General features: G+C 44.9%; 15 protein-coding genes. 11 read left to right on the top strand and 4 right to left on the bottom strand.

The genetic code is table 11. The features are described 5' to 3' along the window. The first annotated feature begins 210 nt into the window (after nucleotides 1-210). Both VER99_RS22395 and glgC read left to right on the top strand, forming a co-directional pair. Complete coding sequence (locus VER99_RS22395; protein WP_020334925.1) at nucleotides 211-1959, top strand: formate--tetrahydrofolate ligase; 1749 nt, start codon at nucleotides 211-213, stop codon at nucleotides 1957-1959. Nucleotides 1960-2318: 359 nt separating this feature from the next. Continuing rightward, nucleotides 2319-3533 (top strand): glucose-1-phosphate adenylyltransferase, encoded by a 1215-nt coding sequence (gene glgC, locus VER99_RS22390; RefSeq protein ID WP_020334926.1) that lies wholly within the window; start codon nucleotides 2319-2321, stop codon nucleotides 3531-3533. A 78-nt stretch (nucleotides 3534-3611) separates the two neighbouring features. Here the strand turns inward: glgC and VER99_RS22385 are convergent, their stop codons facing one another. Beyond that, nucleotides 3612-6779, bottom strand: coding sequence for a chitinase C-terminal domain-containing protein (locus tag VER99_RS22385; protein WP_020334927.1), 3168 nt, complete (start codon nucleotides 6777-6779; stop codon nucleotides 3612-3614). A 276-nt stretch (nucleotides 6780-7055) separates the two neighbouring features. Further along, complete coding sequence (locus VER99_RS22380; protein ID WP_324707815.1) at nucleotides 7056-7937, bottom strand: AraC family transcriptional regulator; 882 nt, start codon at nucleotides 7935-7937, stop codon at nucleotides 7056-7058. Nucleotides 7938-8143: 206 nt separating this feature from the next. On the opposite strand from VER99_RS22380, the gene VER99_RS22375 reads away from it, so the two are divergent. From VER99_RS22375 to VER99_RS22350, 6 genes are all read left to right on the top strand, one after another. Continuing rightward, entirely contained in the window at nucleotides 8144-9292 is a 1149-nt protein-coding gene (locus VER99_RS22375; protein ID WP_020334929.1) for an iron-containing alcohol dehydrogenase, read from the top strand. Nucleotides 9293-9585: 293 nt separating this feature from the next. Beyond that, on the top strand, nucleotides 9586-10245 hold the full coding sequence (locus tag VER99_RS22370) for a lysoplasmalogenase (protein ID WP_020334930.1): 660 nt from the start codon (nucleotides 9586-9588) through the stop codon (nucleotides 10243-10245). Between the two features lie 131 nt (nucleotides 10246-10376). Continuing rightward, the gene (locus VER99_RS22365; RefSeq protein ID WP_020334931.1) at nucleotides 10377-11111 is read left to right on the top strand and encodes an amino acid ABC transporter ATP-binding protein; all 735 of its coding nucleotides are present in this window, start codon (nucleotides 10377-10379) and stop codon (nucleotides 11109-11111) included. Continuing rightward, nucleotides 11111-11908: an amino acid ABC transporter permease gene (locus VER99_RS22360; protein ID WP_020334932.1), complete on the top strand. Its 798-nt coding sequence runs from the start codon at nucleotides 11111-11113 to the stop codon at nucleotides 11906-11908. The genes VER99_RS22365 and VER99_RS22360 overlap by 1 nt, the downstream gene beginning before the upstream one ends. A gap of 9 nt (nucleotides 11909-11917) precedes the next feature. After that, nucleotides 11918-12736 carry a transporter substrate-binding domain-containing protein gene (locus VER99_RS22355; RefSeq protein WP_020334933.1) on the top strand — a complete coding sequence of 273 codons (819 nt, stop codon included), beginning with the start codon at nucleotides 11918-11920 and terminating at the stop codon, nucleotides 12734-12736. A 76-nt stretch (nucleotides 12737-12812) separates the two neighbouring features. Then, the gene (locus VER99_RS22350) at nucleotides 12813-13733 is read left to right on the top strand and encodes an amino acid ABC transporter permease (protein ID WP_020334934.1); all 921 of its coding nucleotides are present in this window, start codon (nucleotides 12813-12815) and stop codon (nucleotides 13731-13733) included. A 64-nt stretch (nucleotides 13734-13797) separates the two neighbouring features. Here VER99_RS22350 and VER99_RS22345 read toward each other — a convergent pair whose 3' ends face one another. Further along, the gene (locus VER99_RS22345; protein WP_020334935.1) at nucleotides 13798-14319 is read right to left on the bottom strand and encodes an RNA-binding S4 domain-containing protein; all 522 of its coding nucleotides are present in this window, start codon (nucleotides 14317-14319) and stop codon (nucleotides 13798-13800) included. Nucleotides 14320-14511: 192 nt separating this feature from the next. On the opposite strand from VER99_RS22345, the gene VER99_RS22340 reads away from it, so the two are divergent. Further along, nucleotides 14512-15465 carry an endonuclease/exonuclease/phosphatase family protein gene (locus VER99_RS22340; RefSeq protein ID WP_020334936.1) on the top strand — a complete coding sequence of 318 codons (954 nt, stop codon included), beginning with the start codon at nucleotides 14512-14514 and terminating at the stop codon, nucleotides 15463-15465. A 17-nt stretch (nucleotides 15466-15482) separates the two neighbouring features. Here VER99_RS22340 and cra read toward each other — a convergent pair whose 3' ends face one another. Next, a complete protein-coding gene (gene cra, locus VER99_RS22335) occupies nucleotides 15483-16463 on the bottom strand; it encodes a catabolite repressor/activator (protein WP_014234292.1) in 981 nt (326 codons plus the stop codon). A gap of 377 nt (nucleotides 16464-16840) precedes the next feature. Here cra and fruB point away from each other — a divergent pair, with 377 nt between their 5' ends. Together fruB and pfkB are read left to right on the top strand one after the other, a co-directional pair. Then, nucleotides 16841-17974 carry a fused PTS fructose transporter subunit IIA/HPr protein gene (gene fruB, locus VER99_RS22330; RefSeq protein WP_020334937.1) on the top strand — a complete coding sequence of 378 codons (1134 nt, stop codon included), beginning with the start codon at nucleotides 16841-16843 and terminating at the stop codon, nucleotides 17972-17974. A 9-nt stretch (nucleotides 17975-17983) separates the two neighbouring features. After that, nucleotides 17984-18958, top strand: coding sequence for a 1-phosphofructokinase (gene pfkB / locus VER99_RS22325; RefSeq protein ID WP_014234294.1), 975 nt, complete (start codon nucleotides 17984-17986; stop codon nucleotides 18956-18958). Nucleotides 18959-18972: the final 14 nt, after the last annotated feature.

The following is an 18972-nucleotide window of genomic DNA, read 5'->3' as shown; positions in this document are numbered from 1 at the left end:
TCAGTGTAAAAATTCACTTAGGTCACCTTTTGGTGGCCTTTTTGTTTTGATCTAGAGCAGTGTTTAGTTGTTTTTGCTAATATGCACCGCAAAGATTCGCATTAAATTCTTTACAGTTGGTTTTTTACCAGTATTATTCTCGCGCAAACGATTGCGTAACAGCAATGCCTTCGCTTTATGCACTACGGTTTAGTCACTTTGGGAGCATCCATGCAGTCCGACATTGAAATTTGCCGAAACACCCCTCTATCCTCAATCGATACTATTGCCGCGAATGCAGGTTTACAGCCTGATGAATATGATACGCACGGCAAACACAAAGCCAAAGTTCATCCAAGATGTTTAAACCGTCTCAAAGAAAACAAAGACGGTAAATTAGTATTAGTCACGGCCATAACACCAACGCCACTCGGCGAAGGTAAGACAGTCACAACTATCGGCCTTGCACAAGGGTTAGCAAAGTTAAACCAATCCGTGATGGCCTGCATCAGACAGCCTTCAATGGGACCAGTATTTGGAATCAAAGGTGGTGCGGCCGGCGGTGGTTACTCTCAAGTCGCACCGATGGAAGAGTTAAACTTACATTTAACTGGCGATATTCACGCCGTTACCGCTGCTCATAACCTTGCATCAGCCGCGCTAGATGCCCGTCTATACCACGAGCAACGTGAAGGCTACGACGCATTCGAAGCTCGTACTGGTTTAAAAGCATTAAAAATAGATGTCGACAGTATCACATGGAAGCGCGTAATGGATCATAATGATCGCGCACTACGCATGGTAAAAATTGGTCTAAACGAACCAGGTAAAACCATTAATGGCATCGAAAGAAGCGAAGGTTTCGACATTTCTGCCGCATCAGAACTCATGGCAATCATTGCACTCGCCAAAGATTTAGCAGACCTGCGTAAACGAATCGGACGAATTGTTGTTGCTTGTGATTTAGATGGCCATCCGGTGACGACTGAAGACCTTCAAGTCGCGGGTGCTATGGCTGTAACGTTGAAAGAAGCCATTGCGCCTACACTAATGCAGACTTTAGAAGGTGTCCCTACTCTTATTCACGCTGGTCCCTTTGCGAATATTGCTCACGGCAACTCTTCTATCATCGCTGATGAAATTGCACTAAAACTTTCTAGTTACACTGTAACTGAAGCCGGTTTTGGATCGGATATGGGGCTGGAGAAAGCATGTAATATTAAAGCAGCAGCCTCAAACCACGCTCCTGATTGTGTGGTGATTGTTGCCACCTTACGTGGCCTAAAAGCGAATTCGGGGCATTATGATCTTCGCCCGGGCACTGCTATTCCTGAATCGATATTTAACCCCGATAAGCCAGCGCTAGAAGCCGGATTTGAAAACCTGAAGTGGCATATCAATAACGTTAAGAAATACGGCCTTCCTGCCGTTGTCGCGATCAACCAGTTTCCGCAAGACTGCGAACAGGAACTCTCAGTACTGCGTCAGATGATTCGTGACTATGACCCAAGTGTCAATGTGGCCATCAGTACCGCTTTCTCAAACGGTGGTGAAGGTACCGTAGAGCTCGCTCAATTTGTGGTAGAAGCATGTAATACTCAAACGGATTTCCGCCCGCTTTATACAAAAGAACAAAAGCTGGAAGAGAAATTAATGTCGGTTTGTGAAGCTGGGTATGGCGCGTCAAATGTCGAATTGAGTGATCTGAGCATTTCACAGCTTAAGAGGTTTGAAGCTTTAGGTTTTAATGACCTCGCAGTGTGTATTGCGAAAACGCCACTTTCTATCACTACCGACTCCAGCGTCAAAGGGGCTCCGCGTGGATTTACGGTTCCAATACGTGAATTACGTTTATGCGCTGGCGCAGGGTTCATTTATGCACTATCAGGCAGTGTGATGACGATGCCAGGGCTTCCGGACAAACCTGCTTTTATGAACTTGGATTTAGATGAGGAAGGCAACATTATTGGTTTGTCATAACATCACATCCTCCTGTCATTTAAATTAAACTTCATTATAGAGAGCGTATATCGCTCTCTATCTCATTGTTTCGGCATTACTTTACATTGTAAATTCTTCATACTTTTAAACACTCTTTCCAGTGCATCAATATGGTGCACACTATTTTTACCCTTCCCTAAAATAGGGCATTATTTGTCTGTGTTTAAATTAATCTTATTGATTTATAAAAATTTATTCTATGGCTCGATTCTTGTACTAAAGTTGCATTAGAACATAAACACACTAATACCTGTCATTCAAAATGCCGTTTGCTTGGAACCACCTCTCCCCGGTTCAGCACTATTTTGGGTCATGTATTACAAGGGAAAGGGAACATTATGCAAGACGCACTCGCCGTAATTTTAGCTGGAGGTGTGGGCTCCAGACTTAGCCCACTGACTGATGACCGCGCCAAGCCGGCTGTACCATTTGGTGGTAAATATCGCATCATCGACTTCACTCTAACTAACTGTCTAAATTCAGGTTTAAGAAAAATCTTAGTCCTCACACAATACAAGTCTCACTCACTACAGAAGCACCTTCGTGATGGTTGGTCGATCTTTAACCCAGAGCTTGGTGAATACATCACCGCCGTCCCTCCTCAAATGCGCAAAGGTGGTGCATGGTATGAAGGTACCGCAGACGCCATCTATCACAACTTGTGGTTGTTGTCCCGAAATGATGCAAAATACGTCGTTGTATTATCTGGCGACCACATCTACCGAATGGATTACGCGGCCATGCTGGAAGAGCACAAAGAAAAAGGCGCTAAACTTACCGTCGCGTGTATGGATGTACCAGTAGAAGAAGCGACGGCGTTTGGCGTGATTGGTACTGCGGAAAATGGGCTGGTTAAGTCCTTTATAGAAAAACCATCAAATCCGCCTACTCTGCCTGAAGATCCTTCTAAGAGTCTTGCGTCCATGGGCATTTACATTTTTGATATGGACGTACTTAAAGAAGCGCTTCGCGAAGATGCAAATAATGAAAACTCAAGCCATGACTTTGGTAAAGACATCATTCCGAAATTAATTGATTCAGAATCGGTATACGCTTACAAGTTTTGCGGCAGCAAAGGACGTGTTGATAAGGACTGCTACTGGCGAGATGTTGGTACGATTGACTCGTTCTTTGAAGCCAATATGGACTTATTAGAACCCGTTCCGCCAATGAATTTATACCAGTCGAACTGGGCCATTCGTACTTATGAGCCACAATTTCCACCAGCACGAACCGTATCATCCGCAACAGGTAATGAAGGCATTTTCATCAACTCTATCATTGCCAATGGTGTGGTGAATTCTGGAGGCTCAGTACAGCACTCCATTATTTCCTCCAACGTTCGCATAAAAGACAGCGCGACCGTCGTAGACAGCATTCTTTTTGATGATGTTGAAGTTGGTGAAGGTTGCCAGCTAGTTAACTGCATCATCGACAAACACGTTCGAATCCCACCGAACACTCAAATTGGACTAAATAAAGTAGAAGACGCTAAAAGGTTCCGAATTTCAGAGAAAGGGATTGTCGTTGTTCCTGAAAGTTATACGTTTTAATTCATCGACTCTTTCTGCTTAATCAAAAAAAGCGCACGATTGATATCGTGCGCTTTTGTGTTAGTTATCATAAAAATCTTAGATATTACATACCGTAGACCAGCTACCATCACTACCCGGCACAGAAGACGTCCACCAGTTTGCTTGGTATACCACACCGTCGTAGATCACCTTATCACCTTGATTGGCATGGCTTGGATTACCAGCCCAATCCGTTTGAGGAAGGTCTGGATATGTTACCAGACCGGCAGTGTCACAAGTTCCTGGCTCTGTCGTACCGCCACCCCCACCCGTGCCCGAGGTTAAATCACCAATTGGCAAGTCTGGCTGCTCGAATTTAAACGCAAACTCTTTACCGCCGGAAATAACCGTATAGTTCGCTGGCCCCGAAATTGGCAGGTAATAAACCATGTCTAACTCATAGGTTCCGCCTGCAGGAAGTTCTTTCCACGTAGGTAGTGAGAAAGAGACACGATGCATTACGCCATCCAAACCACCAATGTTGTTTGCACGAGTATGGCCAGAAGCGATAACTTTCAAACCACCACCAGACTGGTCTTTCGCATTGTCCGGCGCGGATACAGGAATATCAAACTGGAACTCGGTACCTCCGGGAATAGCTTGGCCAGTATTGTTGGTAAAGGTAATTTTAGGGTTAATTGGGTAGTTTTGGTCACCAACTTTAAAGCCGCCAACGCTCACTGTGATATCGACGGCTTCTGTCGGAAGCGCACCCGTAGCAACTTTATTACCGTATGGTGTTGCGGATTTAAACTTGTCGTAAATGGCTTTTGTCATGGTGTTACCCATGTGATATTCACCATTCCCCGCAGCACACGCTTGCTCGGTTGCATCGACAGAAGTTCGGTTACCGTTTTCATCAATTAGATAACAGTTGTAGTCACCTGCTAGTTCCCAGAACATAATGCCACCGATCTCTTTGTCGATAACGTAGTCCGCTTTAACTTCGATGGATGCTTTATCTTCCGTAGACAGGAATACACTCTTATCTGCATTCCACAACCACGGGGCTACCGCTACGTCATCATAATGACGAGTGTACGTGCCGACGAGCTGGTCAGTAGGATCATTTACAGGATCAAGACCGTATGCCTCAGCGTAAGAACCCCAGATACCTTTCTCCAAGTTCTTCGCATGCCACATAGGGTTAGAACCGGCCCCCATTTCGTTTCCGGCTGGGTCTAGATCATGCCACATGTTGTCAATACCCATCGCACCATGACCACAATTGTTGCTTTCACCTTCGCCTGTACCTGCCGCACATTCAGACTGGTTAGGTAGCGCAGCACGGCCCCATAAGCCATTTTCACCGCCAGTGACGCCTTGCCAGCCACGAGTGTAGTAAGGAACACCAATGTTAATTCGGCCTGCTGGCATAGATCCACGGAAGTAATGGTAAGCCCAATCCGTGTTCAGGTAACCGATGCCACCATAAGCTGCCGTACCATACACATTCCACTGAGCAAGCTCCGAGTCTTTCCCGGTATCAAACAGTGCAGCATTGTGACCGACATGGTCGTTCCAGGCACCATGTAAGTCGTACGACATAATGTTTACGTAGTCCAGATACTTAGTTACGTCGAACGTTTCCATGCCGCGCAGTAAGTAGCCTGATGACGGTGCGGCAATGGTCAACATGTAATGAATACCATCCTGTGCCGAAGCCGCATCTAACTTCTCGCGCAGTACTTTCATCAACTCTTGGTAAGAGGCCCAAAGGTACGCACGTCTTGGCTCCATAAAATCTGTATCGTAAGGGTTGCCAGCACCAGCCATCGATGTTGGGTATTCGTAATCAATATCCAATCCATCGAATTTATACCTACGCATCATTTCCACAGCAGATGACGCAAACTTCTCAATGCCTGCGTGATTAACTGAGCCGTCAGCATTGGTTGTCATAGTGTAGAAACCACCGTCTGCAACACGCTCACCAGTGGTATCAAAATGGCCACCGGTTTCTGCCCAACCACCGATTGAGATTAACGTCTTAACATCATGTTTTTGCTTATAGGTTGCCAGTGCACCAAAGTGACCTTGGAAACCCAAAGTAGGATCGACTTCTACACCAGGCCACGTTTTTCCGGTTGCAGGGTTGGCTGGATCATTGACATCACCCACATTAACCTTGCCATCAGAGCCAATACTGACGAACGCGTAGTTGATATGAGTTAGTTGCTCCCATGGAATGTCTTTTACAAGATACGTAGACTGTGGGTCATCACCACTACGCCAACTGGTGAAGTAACCAATCACACGACGAGGATGATCTGCGCCCATCTTCTCACGCCCTTCTTCGTCGTAGATCGTACAATAAGGAACGTCGACACCAGAAGTTTGATATAACCCATCCGGACGACAGTTAGATGCCACTGAGCCACCATCCACATTCAGAGTGAGTAATGAAGAATCTGTAGCGGCACCAGCATCATCTGTCGCTTTTGCATAGACCGCCAGAGAACCCGATTGTGAAGGAGTAACGTCTAAAGAGTATGGTGCACTTGTCGCGGTTCCTGCCAATACGCCTGCAATGTAAAAATCAACTTTAGTCACGGTACCATCGGCATCGGCTGCATTGGCAGTCAACGTTACACTACCACCTAACTCTATTGAGGATGTTGAAAGCGTGAGATCAACGGTTGGCGCTTCGTTACTCGCTTGAGAATTTTGAACAGTGAGGGTGACACTGCTTGCTGAACTCACCGCACCAGCATCATCATATGCCAATGTGGAGAAATTATGTTGCCCTTCTGTGGCAGTCCAAGAGGCTGAGAAAGGCGCTGAATTGGACTGTCCAACAATGACACCATCGACAAGGAATTCTACTTTACTTATTGTGCCGTCTGAGTCTGCCGCATCAGCAGATAAAGTTACAACTTCCCCTACGAAAACGGTGTCTGACGCAGAAGGTGAAGTCAAGGCAATCGTTGGGGCGGTGTTTTGTGGTGGTTCAACCTGGTCTGTATTTTCACAAGCCCCCAAGTTTTCCCATTCCCCCCACTCACCAGACTGTGAAGGGTTATTATTCTGTGTCCAATGGCGCGCTTCGTATCCATTACCTTCGAACTTAACCTGCTCACCACCTGTATAAATTGTTGATGACTCCCAAACCTCCAATGGAGAGCAATCAACGGCAGCATAACTGTTGAAAGCCATGAGACAAGAAGCCGTCAGCGTACTAAGCGTAAAAACACTTTTCACTGCTTTCCCGTTTTTAAGGTGCATTTTCCCTTTTCCTTAAGTTATTGTTAAAAAATAAACAAACGTGCTTGTAGCACGCATTTACACTTTTATTTCGAAGTAAAATAACTTAAGTACAGTTTTTAAAAATCACCTCTCACTGTGATCAATTTTCGGTGTCACTTCGCAACAATCCACTACAATGTTGCAAATATGTATCAATCACTTGGCAGCAATCGCTAATTTTTTAGCTCAAATAAATAAGTCCGTCGCAAATTAATAAAATAGGCGAAAAAAGTTATAATTTTTGACTCAAGATCACTAAGACTTTGTTGCTCTTGGCGTTTCATTAAAGTGGCGCTTGTACTCACGACTGAACTGGGACGGACTGCTGTAACCCACCAGTCGAGCCGCATCATTCACTCTCCGTCCTTCTAATTGAATTAAGTCACGAGCTTTATTAAGTCGCACTTTTTTGATGTATTGCAAAGGAGATTCAAGCGTCACGCTACGAAATGCCTGATGAAATGCAGAAATACTCATGTTCGCTTCTTCCGCGAGCGTCTGTACGTTGAGTTGTTCATGGTATGCCTGATGAACACGGGTTAGCGCTTTTGCTACCCTTGCATAGGAGCCCTCCAGATGCGCGAGCTCAAATAACACATACCCTTCCTTGCTGACTAAGGTGCGATACACGATTTCCTCGAGTAGAAGATCACCTAAAATTGCCACGTCCAGCTCATTGCAAAGTGCACTCATCAATCTTTTACACGCATCCAGCATACTCGAGTTCATTTTGACGGATTTAAGTCCACATAGAGAGCTATCTGAGCAGGTATTACTGTAATTTTGAGCTTCTAGTTTTTTGACGAGTTTGTTCAATAGCGCTGGTGAGATGTCAATTGAGATTCCCAACAATGGCTCGTCGTTGGATGCAAACGCTTCACACTCCAATGGCATCGGCACACCAACGACAAGATAGTCATCTGGACCATATTGAACAGGTGTCGAACCTATATGGATGTTTTTGTGCCCTTGGCCTAAAACAATGATCCCAGATTGATAAACAAACGGCTGCCGGTTGTTTCCCTTACTACTGCGATAAAACCATACCCCTTCAATCGCGGTTTGTTTGATCCCTTCCAGTTCATGTAAATCATGCTGATCAACATACTGCTTCATAATTTCTGCTAATGAATTCATCCAGACCCTCCACAAGTAACCATACTTTTCTCATTTTGCGGTGATATTGAGTAATATACACTCACTTAAGCAATATATTCTATCAGGCGACGATTAATTTTGTAGAAATAGGCAAGTTATTTCCAGAAATGAGCCTACTACTTCCCATCACACAGTACTAATATGCACGTATTCAATCTCCTCAACAAAGAAACAAGAGGCCTGTAATGAACTTTTCTTATGTCAACCCGACCAAAATTTACTTTGGTCAGAACCAAATCGCTTCAATTAAAGAAGCCATCCCTGCAGACCAAAAAGTACTGGTCATATACGGTGGTGGTTCTATCAAGAAGAATGGTGTTTATGATCAAGTAGCGGATGCGCTACAAGGCCATGAGTGGTTAGAGTTCTCTGGCGTAGAGCCAAACCCGACCAAAGAAACGTTAGACAAAGCCGTAGAGATTGTGAAAGCACAAAACATCGACTTTATTCTTGCTGTGGGTGGTGGTTCTGTTATTGATGGTTCGAAGTACGTGGCAGCAGCGTCTAAATATGATGGTGACGGTTGGGATATCCTGATTGGTCAACATCAAGTAGAAGAAGCGCTACCGTTAGCAGCGATTTTAACACTACCTGCAACGGGCTCTGAATCCAACATGGGTGCTGTTATCACTAAAGCAGAAACTCAAGATAAACTTCCGTTCATGTCACCGGCGGTACAACCAAAATTTGCCGTTCTTGACCCAGATGTGATGAAAACACTGCCAGAACGCCAGTTAATCAACGGTATTGTGGATGCTTGGGTACACGTTTGTGAACAGTACTTAACGTTACCAACAGGTGCAATGGTACAAGACGGGTACGCAGAGACCTTGCTAAAAACGCTAAAAACACTAGGTGAACAATTTTCCGAGCGCGATGACGACAAATGGCGTGCAAACCTTATGTGGTCAGCGAATCAGGCGCTGAACGGTCTCATTGGTAGCGGTGTGCCTCACGATTGGGCGACACACATGATCGGTCACGAATTGACTGCAGTTTGGGGCGTCGATCACGCGCGATCACTTGCGATCATTCAACCATCTCTACTTCGCAACCAAATGAAGTTCAAGCGAGCGAAGCTAGAACAAATGGGCCGAAATGTATTTGCGTTAGAAGCGAGTGATGATCTTGCTGAGCGCACTGTTCAGTTGATTGAAGATTTTTATCACCAATTAGGTGTTGCAACCAAACTTGAAAATTACGGTGATAACCGTCAGCAGGCAATTGATACGGTTATCGAGCAATTAGAAAAACACGGAATGACTGTCCTTGGTGAAAACCAGGCCATTGACCTTGCTACTAGCCGCGAAATTCTTGATTTAGCCATCGCGTAAGAGCGTTTTTCACACCGACTGATATAGCGTTACGGTATTGTGTATACAAAGCCACAATACCGTTTTTTATGCTACGCTTTAAAAATATGAGTTTTGATATCTAGGCTTTTAAGGCTAAATGTAACGTTAATAAAAGCAATACTCCTTAAGAGCTCGAAAATACTAAAAATAATTTAATTTTAAAGCGGCAGCTTAGCGTAAATAAAAATATGAAAGAGTTAGTGTCCTACTTGGATATCTTGCTCGAGCGATAGCACCATGCTGCTTAGTTTGTCTATTCAAGAGAACAATCTATGTGGCTAGTCGTTGTCGTATTGGCGTCCTTGCATATTATGAGTATTCGTAACGGTCCGAAGTGGCTGTTTTACGCATCAAAACCGCTCCCGCTTCTCTTAATGATTGGCATTTTGATCACATCCGAAGCTACCCATCTACCCTACACCCAATGGATTTTATTAGGTCTGTCGCTCTCCCTGTTTGGAGACATTTTGCTTATGTCACACAGAAACAAGTCACTGCTAGGATTCAGTGCATTCTGCTTAGCCCATTTATCCTACTGTTTTAGTTTTGCACTCATCTCCGCTTGGCATATCACACCCTGGTTACCCATCGCCATCTTTGGTTTAGGTGGTTGTATTTATATATTTTTTAGACCAAGTCTGGGAAAGCAGAAATTACCCGTAGCAATCTATATACTGGTTTTGATGGCGATGAGTTGGATGGCACTGGAATACTATTTAAGTGGTCAGACTCAATCCTCATCCTTTGCTATATTGGGATGTTTACTCTTCGTTATTTCCGGAATGGTATTGGCGTTCGGACGCTTTGACGGTCAATCCATTTTTTCCCGTCAGGTAGTCATGGTGACCTATTACTCAGCGCAAACTCTTATTACGATGTCGGTTATAGCCATTGTGATTCGTACCCCTTATCTAACTGTTATCAATGCATAATCGGCATTGTTAGACGCAGTGTGAAGAAAGCTCTATCGTTCCATTCTTATTCAAATATGTGTTCACACTAACTGAAATCAAGCTCATGACTTGCTATGTTTAAGTCATCGTTACCCTAAAAGCGTGAACTTTTGAAAGAGACTACTCCCGTCGTTGAGTTTAACAACGTAAACAAGTGGTATGGTGATTACCACGCTCTCAAAGATATCAACTTTTCTGTCCACTCAGGTGAAATCGTTGTTGTGTGTGGACCGTCAGGGTCAGGGAAATCAACGCTTATTCGCTGTATTAACGACTTAGAGTCGATACAAGAGGGTCAGCTTTACGTGTTTGGACAACTCGCACGCAACAAAGGGATCAAGCCAGGAAAAATAGGCATGGTGTTTCAGCACTTTCACCTTTTTCCACATCTGACCGTACTCGAAAACCTTATGCTCGCGCCCATGCGAACACTAAAACTTTCAAAACAACAAGCGGAACAGCGCGCACGTCACTATCTCAAACGTGTCGATATTGAAGAGCAAGCAGAGAAGTACCCAATTCAATTGTCAGGTGGGCAACAACAAAGAGTTGCGATTGCACGCTCCCTTTGTATGGAACCAGACCTGCTATTATTTGATGAGCCAACCTCAGCACTAGATCCCGAAATGATCAACGAGGTGCTTGATGTAATGGTAGAGCTTGCGCAAACCGGCGTGACCATGATTTGTGTGACTCACGAAATGGGATTTGCTAAAAAAGTAGCAAACCGAGTCGTGTTTATGGATGAAGGCGAAATCGTAGAAATCAACTCCCCTGCGGCCTTATTTAATAGCCCTCAGCACCCGAGAACGCGTGCGTTTTTAAACCAGATTTTAAGTTATTGATGATAAGACGAGTATTTAAACCAGCATTACAAGCGCTCATGCAAATGGTGATTCTGTTTGTTGCAATTATCTGGGTACTCGACTCCGGCGCACAAGCCATGGGTTATCAGTGGCAATGGGATCGCGTGCCGGATTACATCGCGTTTTATGAAGACGGTGAATGGTGGTCTGCAGAGCTGATCAGCGGTCTAGTTGTCACACTAAAAATCTCAGCCATCAGTCTGTTTTTCACTTTAGTATTCGGTTTAGTCACAGCGCTACTCCGGCTAAGTGATTCAAAAATCGGGAATGTCGTTGGCAGCGCATACGTTGAGCTGATCCGTAACACACCATTATTAGTTCAAATCTATCTACTCTACTTTGTGTTTGGCCCGGTTATCGGGCTAGACAGATTTAGCACCGCCGTTTTAGCGCTATCACTTTTTCAAGGCGCTTACACCGCAGAGATCTTCCGTGCGGGGTTAAACAGCATTCCCAAAGGCCAGTTTGAAGCAGCAAAGACGCTCGGCCTTTCATCATTCTATAGTTATAAAGACGTTATCTTGCCTCAGGTACTGCAACGTACATTGCCGCCATTAACCAACGAAGTGGTGTCGCTGATAAAAAACTCTTCCATCGTCAGCGTGATGGCTATTTTCGACCTCACAACCGAAGCGAGAAATATTGTCTCAGAGACGGCAATGCCGTTTGAAATTTGGTTTACTGTGGCAGCGATTTACCTTGCTCTCACACTCTCATTATCCGGCCTATCCGCGTTGCTGGAGCACAAATTAGGAGCCAGTTGGCGCAAATTATAAGGAGATAACATGACGTTATTCAAAGCGACCATCACTGCGATATTGGGGCTTGCTCTCTCTTTACCTTCGTTAGCAAGTGAAGAATCTACAACTGCAAATTTAGATCAAATCAAAGAAAGAGGAACGCTACGCGTTGGCATGTCGACTTTCGTACCTTGGGCAATGCGCAATAAACAAGGGGAGCTCATCGGCTTTGAAATTGACGTAGCAAAACGACTGGCTGCCGATTCTGATTTGAACGTCGAGTTTGTCCCTACCGCCTGGGATGGCATCATCCCCGCACTTCTTGCTAAAAAGTTTGATGTCATTATCGGTGGTATGTCAATCACACCTGAGCGTTCAAAAAGCGTGTTGTTTACTGAACCGTATTCCCACTCTGGCGTACAGGTAGCGGCAAACAAAGAGCTCGCGTCTGGTTTTACTCAGTTGTCTGACTTTGACTCGCGCCGAGTCAATATCGCGGTTCGTCGCGGGGCATTTACCGTTCAAGTTGCACGAGAAAATTTCCCTAAAGCAAAGCTTTTGCAGTTTGATGATGATGCACAGGCGTTTCAGGAAGTGCTAAATGGTAATGCTCACGCGGTAATCGCCTCAAGCCCTAAACCAGAGCACGAAACCGTTAAGCACAGCGACAAGTTATTCCTGCCATTTTCTGAGCGTCTTTCAAAAGGAAACGAAGCCTTTGCTGTCCGCTTAGGTGAAGACGATAAGAAAGCCTTCTTTAATAAATGGATTGAAGCACGTACTCAAGATGGTTGGTTGAAAGAACGTTATGAGTACTGGTTCTCAACACTAGATTGGCAGGATCAAGTCGCACAAGGTCAATAATTTTGCGTGGCTGAAACGAGGCTCACTATGAAACGAGCCTCGGTCTAAAAATAAAAAAGAATTGGAGACAATAAATTTGAGCGGACAAACGAGCACTCGACTGGCACCAGGCAAAACTCGATCAGGTTCGATATTGGCACGCTTTCGCTTGCTCGACGTGGTGTTAGTGGTTATTTGTGCAATCGTCGGTTTCTGGCTCTACTATCGCTCAACCATTGGTATCAACTACATTTGGCACTGGTCGGAAGCATTCAATCTACTCTTTACCCCAAGAGCTGATGGCAGTCTCCCTTACTTTTTTCAGGGTTTGATCTCTACACTAAGGCTGAGCCTTTGGGGCCTTACCTTTGCATTAGTTCTGGGAACGCTGCTTGGATTGGCTCGCTTCTCAAATGCTGTTTGGCTACGCACGCCAGCCAACGCGTTTATCCAGTTAGTTAGAAATATTCCACCTTTGGTGTTTGTATTTATCTTCTACTTTTTTATTTCTAACCAATTGATACCGCTGCTTGGTTTAGATTCGCTATTACGCAACTATCAAGGTGAGCCTAATTCACTCCAACACTTTCTATTTGGTCCCGCACAGCTGTGGGAAAATCTCGCATCTGGCGTACTTTGTGTTGGATTACTCTCATCGGCATACATCGCGGAAGTCGTTCGTGCGGGCTTGCAGAGTATCGAACAAGGTCAATGGGAAGCCGCAGACTCTTTGGGACTGTCACGCTGGATAAAATACCGCTTTGTCATCGCCCCGCAAGTGCTTAAAGCAATCACCCCTGCACTCGCCGGTCAAACCATTTCGTTAGTCAAAGACACCTCGATTGTCTCTCTTATTTCTATTCAGGAAATGACGTTTGTTGGAACTGAGATGGCGAATTCGTCAGGTTATATATTTGAGATTTGGTTGTTCGTAGGGTTCACCTACTTCATCGTCTGCTTTGGGCTTTCGCTGTTTTTTCGCTATGTAGAGAAAAAATCAAAGTCATATTCTTACTAATCAAACACACAACGAAAAAGCGCCGAACGTAATGTCGGCGCTTGTCATCATCATCAAAACCTTATCAGAAGAAATCGATAGAGTTACGTCCGCTTTTCGGATCGCGGCTCGGCTTTGGCTTGTTTTCCGTAGCGGCCTTCTTGCTATTTTTCGGTTTAGTCGCCTTATTGCCTTTATTCTGATTCGATTTATTCGGCTTGCTTGCCGCTTTTGGCTTGTTTGACGAAGGCTGAGGTTTACTTTGCTGCTTTTGCGGAGCTTGCTTAGGCTTTGCTTCTTTCGCTTCAGGTTCCGTGACTGGCGCGTCGCAAACAACAACGTAGTACTCTTGATTGAACTCGAAAAAATCGCCATCGTACATTTTGCGGCGCTTTCTCGTTTCAAGCTCACCGTTGACTGCGACATAACCTTCATCAATGATGTGCTTGGCTTCACCGCCACCACTTACCAAGTTTGCGATTTTGAAAAGCTTATACAACTCGATTGGGTGGGCATCAACTTCGATACCTATCGCTTCGATTTCTATCTCTTCGCCTTCTAACTCTTCGTTATCTAAATAGGCTTCGCGTTCGTAGTCTTGGGTCATGTCGTTTACTCATTTAACTTGTTGATCGGGAGTTTAAACGGATTGCCGGGAAATAGATACCTCAGCGTAATTTTGCAGGAATCACAGACTAAATTTTAACGTGCTGTTTGTGTTAACTTCGCGGATTAAACCTGCAACAGACAAAGTCTTATGTATATACTGTCCAGATAATTTGTAAAACGAGAACGTATTTTGTCCAGACCAAGCCAGATAACTTTTGTTACGGCGAACCTATTTAATTTTATTGCTCCACCTAATGCCTATTACGACTTTGAGAACATTTATTCTCATGAACAATGGCAAGGAAAGCTTGCCTGGACGCAAAATCAAATTGAAAAACTCGAGCCTGATATCATCGGCTTGCAAGAAGTGTTCAGTATCGAAGATACGAAGTCATTTTTTAAGAGCATTGGATACCCCTACTTTGCCACTGTCGATACACCTCAAGTAGAAGACGAATACATTTACACCCATCCGGTAGTCGCGATCGCTTCTCGCTTTCCGATAGAACAAGTTCAACCCGTAACGTTTGATCGACGCTCGCTCATCCCATTTGAGATGAATACTTCACCAGAATTCAGCCGTAAGCCAATTTACGCGCAGATTGTGCATCCGACACTTGGCCATATCGCGGTCTACGTTGTTCATTTGAAGTCGCAACGTCCTGCAGATTCAAATAACGCTGAAGACACAAGCCGTGTCCTAGCGCGCTGGTTATCAACACAGCAACGGGGATGGGAAGCCGCCATGCTTCGAGATTCAATGCAGAATCAATACAAAAACGCACCGATGCCGACGGTTTTAATGGGTGATATGAATCAACCCATCACAATCAACGGTGTAAACAGCGTATTAACTGAAACTTATAGTGACAGCGTCACTGAATTGCAAATCAGAGATGGGTGGGATTTACAAGTGTCACCGACGCTCAACGATCGCCCTGCAACCCACTATCATTTTTCTAAAGGCAATGTGCTCGACTACATACTGCTATCACAAGAGTTTGATGAACATTCTGATGTCTCAGTCGCCGACGTGGTTGACTATCAAGTGTTAGATCAGCATTTGGTTAATCCCTCTTTTGAGAGGGATAAGTACGCCAGCGACCATGCATTTGTCGCACTGACGGTAGAGGTTAAATTGTAGTGTTAGCAAATCAATTATTACTGGCGCTTCACTATCTTACGGGGAATTAACTCCACTCCAGGCTTATAACGTTTTGCAGAAGCATTCAATGCGAGTTCCATTGCACTGTCCGCAATGACTTCGAATTGCTGAGGTAAGGAGTTAATTTTTACAGAGAGAAAGTCTAGTAGACGATTATCACCAAACGTCGCTAAACGCACTTTGCTCATTAAATCTGGCTGTTCCAGCATCATGTCTAAAACACCTTCAAGTAAGGTGTAAGACGTGGTGACAATAGCATCAGGAAGGTGATCATCAGCCAACCATTTCTCTAACACCTTTTTACCTTCTTCTCGAGAGAACTGCTGGCCATAGCCGACCTGAACCGTTTTATTTCCTTGCTGGCATGCTGAACGGAAACCTAATTCACGCTCCTTAGAGATTTGTAAATCAGGCAATGCACCGATCAATCCGACAGAGTTTATCTCGTTTGACAGTACCGATTCGGTTAGCTCCAGCGCTGCATCAAAATCTTCACTCAGTATGCAGCAAAAATGCTCGTCATCCATGGGACGGTCGAGTGCAATCACTGGTGTCCCTGAGTTTTGCAATTTGAGATAAAACTCGTTGGCGTTTGGCATACCGCTCGCAACAAACAGCGCATCAATCCGACGACTGATCAACGCTTCAGCAACCTTTTGCTCCGTTTCCGGATCATCATCAGAACAACCGATTAAAATTTGGTACCCCGCTTTACGCGAGTTTTGTTCGATAAGTTTTGCTAAACGAGCGTAACTGGTGTTTTCCAAATCTGGAATGATAAGCCCAAACGAACGTGAGTTACCCGCTCGTAAAGCGGAAGCCGCATGATCTGGCTTGTAGTTGTGTTCATCGACAACCGCCATGACTCGCTTTTGCGTTTTTTCGCTTATTCGGTATTTCTGCGCTTTCCCGTTGATTACATAGCTCGCAGTTGTCTTCGAAACGCCTGCCAGTTTGGCTATTTCATCCAGTGTCATATTGTTAACCTTATTCTGTGCGCGTGATCATATTAATACATCAATGATCCGACGATAAGTTGAATTATATGCTGAACCGATTCAGTATAAAAGCTGAAAGGATTCAGCAAAAACCTAAAAATTGACCTAAATCACCAAAACACGGCAATTGTCAGCCACATGGTCTAGGATTATAAGAACGAAAATTAACGATTGATTTAAATGGTTTTGCTGAAGTTCTTAAAAAATTTAACGCAATGCTGAATCGTTTCAGCTAAACATAAAAACAAATAAATTAGACAAGAAATGTTGGGCGCTAACGCCATCATCTTTAAGACGACGTGAAGCAGCACAACCGAAATGAATTTTAAATTGACACCTTAATGCTGGAGAGCACCATGCTTAAGCTAAGTAAGAACGACATTACCCTATCGCAATCTGCAACAGATAAGTTTGAAGCAATCAAAAGCATTGCCCAGAGCCTGACTGAAAAAGGTTTGGTTGAGCAAGGTTATGTAGAAGGCATGCTTAATCGCGAAAACCAAAACTCTACCTTTTTAGGCAATGGCATTGCGATACCGCACGGAACGACCGACACTCGCTCAATGGTTAAAACCACTGGTGTCGCGGTGCATCACTTCCCTGAAGGCGTTGAATGGGGAGACGGTAATACCGTATTCGTTGCCATTGGTATCGCGGCCAAGTCAGACGAACACCTTGGTATCCTAAAACAGCTTACAAAAGTACTGGGTGCTGATGGTGTCGAAGAACGCCTGCGCACAGCAAAAAGCGAAGATGACATTATCGCCCTACTTCATGGTGATGTTCAGCTAGAAGCTGACTTCGACGCGTCACTTATTCAGCTCAATTTCCCTGCTAGCGATATGGTTCAAATGAGCGCAGTCGCTGGCGGACTACTTAAAAACACAGGTTGCGCGGACAAAGAGTTTGTCGCGGACCTTGTAACTAAAGCGCCAACTCACCTTGGTAATGGCCTATGGCTGGTCGGAAGTAACAAACAAGTAACCCGTACAGGCGTTTCTTTTGTTTCAACGGCGAACGACTGTAACTACGAAGGTCAACCAGTACGAGCATTGGTTGCTTTTGCCGCTTGCAACAACGCTCACCAGCCTATGCTAAATACGCTTTCTCAGCTTGTGTTCAACAAAGAACACGGCAAATTACTCGACGCATCTGCTGAACAGGTTCTTGCTCTGTTTAATGGTGAGGAAATGGCGCCTGCTGCTTCTGGAGACGGAAACACAGCAGTGTTCAAAATCAAAAACTCGCATGGTCTGCACGCTCGTCCAGGTGCAATGCTAGTTGCAGAAGCTAAAAAATTCGAGTCAAAAATTCAGGTGTCTAACCTAGACGGTGACGGTAAAACAGTAAACGCGAAAAGCTTAATGAAAGTTATCGCCTTGGGTGTGAAACACGGCCACCAACTTCAGTTCTCTGCTGAAGGCCCAGATGCCGCTCAAGCACTTGAATCAATCGGTAACGCAATCGCATCTGGCCTTGGTGAAGGTTAAGGGGCGGTTATGACTAGCACAAAAACAAACAAAGTCGTCACTATTACGCTGAATCCAGCGCTTGACCTTACAGGCTCGGTTGAGGCGTTAAAAGTGGGCTCAGTAAGCCTAGTAAAACAAAGCAACCTCCATGCTGCTGGTAAAGGTGTGAACGTGGCGAAAGTGCTGAGTGATTTAGGCGCAGACGTAACCGTGACCGGATTCTTAGGTAAAGATAATCCAGAGCTTTTCCACCAGCTATTTGCAGAGATTGACGTTAAAGACGAGTTTATCGAAGTTGAAGGCTCTACCCGAATCAACGTAAAACTCGTTGAATCAAACGGCGAAGTCAGCGACATCAACTTCCCGGGCGTTCAGGTTACAGCTGAAGACATCGCTCGTTTCGAAGATACGCTTTTCCGACTTGCAGAGACGCACGACTACTTTGTACTCGCAGGTAGCCTTCCGGGTGGCGTGACTCCTGAACTATGCGCCGCTTGGATCGAAAAACTGCACCAGCTTGGAAAAAAAGTTCTGTTTGATAGCAGTAAAGCGGCTTTGAGTGCGGGTATTGATGCGCACCCTTGGCTTATCAAGCCTAACGACGAAGAGCTGAGTGACTTTGTTGGTCAGCACCTCGAAACGCCAGAACAATGTCAACAAGCGGCACAGTCGCTGGCTGACAAAGGAATTGAAAACATCGTCGTTTCTATGGGAGCGAATGGTGTGATGTGGCTCAATCAAGGTGAGTGGCTACGCGCACAACCACCGAGAATGAATGTGGTCAGTACCGTAGGCGCAGGTGACACACTTGTTGCCGGGCTGTGTTGGGGCCACATGCAAGTCATGCCAAAGAACGAATTATTACGCTTCGCCACAGCACTTTCTGCTTTAGCAGTGAGTCAGGTGGGCGTTGGACTTACCAGTCAGGAAGAACTGGAGAACATTAAGCTACAAACTCAAGTGAGCGAGCTTAACTCTAATACAAACTTAGACAATAACTAAGGAACAGAAGGTTA

Origin of the sequence: Vibrio natriegens NBRC 15636 = ATCC 14048 = DSM 759, assembly GCF_035621455.1 — a bacterium.
Taxonomy (GTDB): domain Bacteria; phylum Pseudomonadota; class Gammaproteobacteria; order Enterobacterales; family Vibrionaceae; genus Vibrio; species Vibrio natriegens.
The sequence above is the reverse complement of the archived record's forward strand: the minus strand, read 5'-3'. Positions and strand labels throughout refer to the sequence as shown.

Bases quoted from the DNA above. Each gene is read 5' to 3' on its own strand.
- cra (WP_014234292.1), bottom strand. From the start codon at position 16,463: ATGACACTGGATGAAATAGCCAAACTGGCAGGCGTTTCGAAGACAACT.
- pfkB (WP_014234294.1), top strand. From the start codon at position 17,984: ATGACTAGCACAAAAACAAACAAAGTCGTCACTATTACGCTGAATCCA.
- VER99_RS22380 (WP_324707815.1), bottom strand. From the start codon at position 7,937: ATGAATTCATTAGCAGAAATTATGAAGCAGTATGTTGATCAGCATGAT.
- VER99_RS22375 (WP_020334929.1), top strand. From the start codon at position 8,144: ATGAACTTTTCTTATGTCAACCCGACCAAAATTTACTTTGGTCAGAAC.
- fruB (WP_020334937.1), top strand. From the start codon at position 16,841: ATGCTTAAGCTAAGTAAGAACGACATTACCCTATCGCAATCTGCAACA.
- VER99_RS22370 (WP_020334930.1), top strand. From the start codon at position 9,586: ATGTGGCTAGTCGTTGTCGTATTGGCGTCCTTGCATATTATGAGTATT.
- VER99_RS22395 (WP_020334925.1), top strand. From the start codon at position 211: ATGCAGTCCGACATTGAAATTTGCCGAAACACCCCTCTATCCTCAATC.
- VER99_RS22355 (WP_020334933.1), top strand. From the start codon at position 11,918: ATGACGTTATTCAAAGCGACCATCACTGCGATATTGGGGCTTGCTCTC.
- VER99_RS22345 (WP_020334935.1), bottom strand. From the start codon at position 14,319: ATGACCCAAGACTACGAACGCGAAGCCTATTTAGATAACGAAGAGTTA.
- glgC (WP_020334926.1), top strand. From the start codon at position 2,319: ATGCAAGACGCACTCGCCGTAATTTTAGCTGGAGGTGTGGGCTCCAGA.
- VER99_RS22385 (WP_020334927.1), bottom strand. From the start codon at position 6,779: ATGCACCTTAAAAACGGGAAAGCAGTGAAAAGTGTTTTTACGCTTAGT.
- VER99_RS22360 (WP_020334932.1), top strand. From the start codon at position 11,111: ATGATAAGACGAGTATTTAAACCAGCATTACAAGCGCTCATGCAAATG.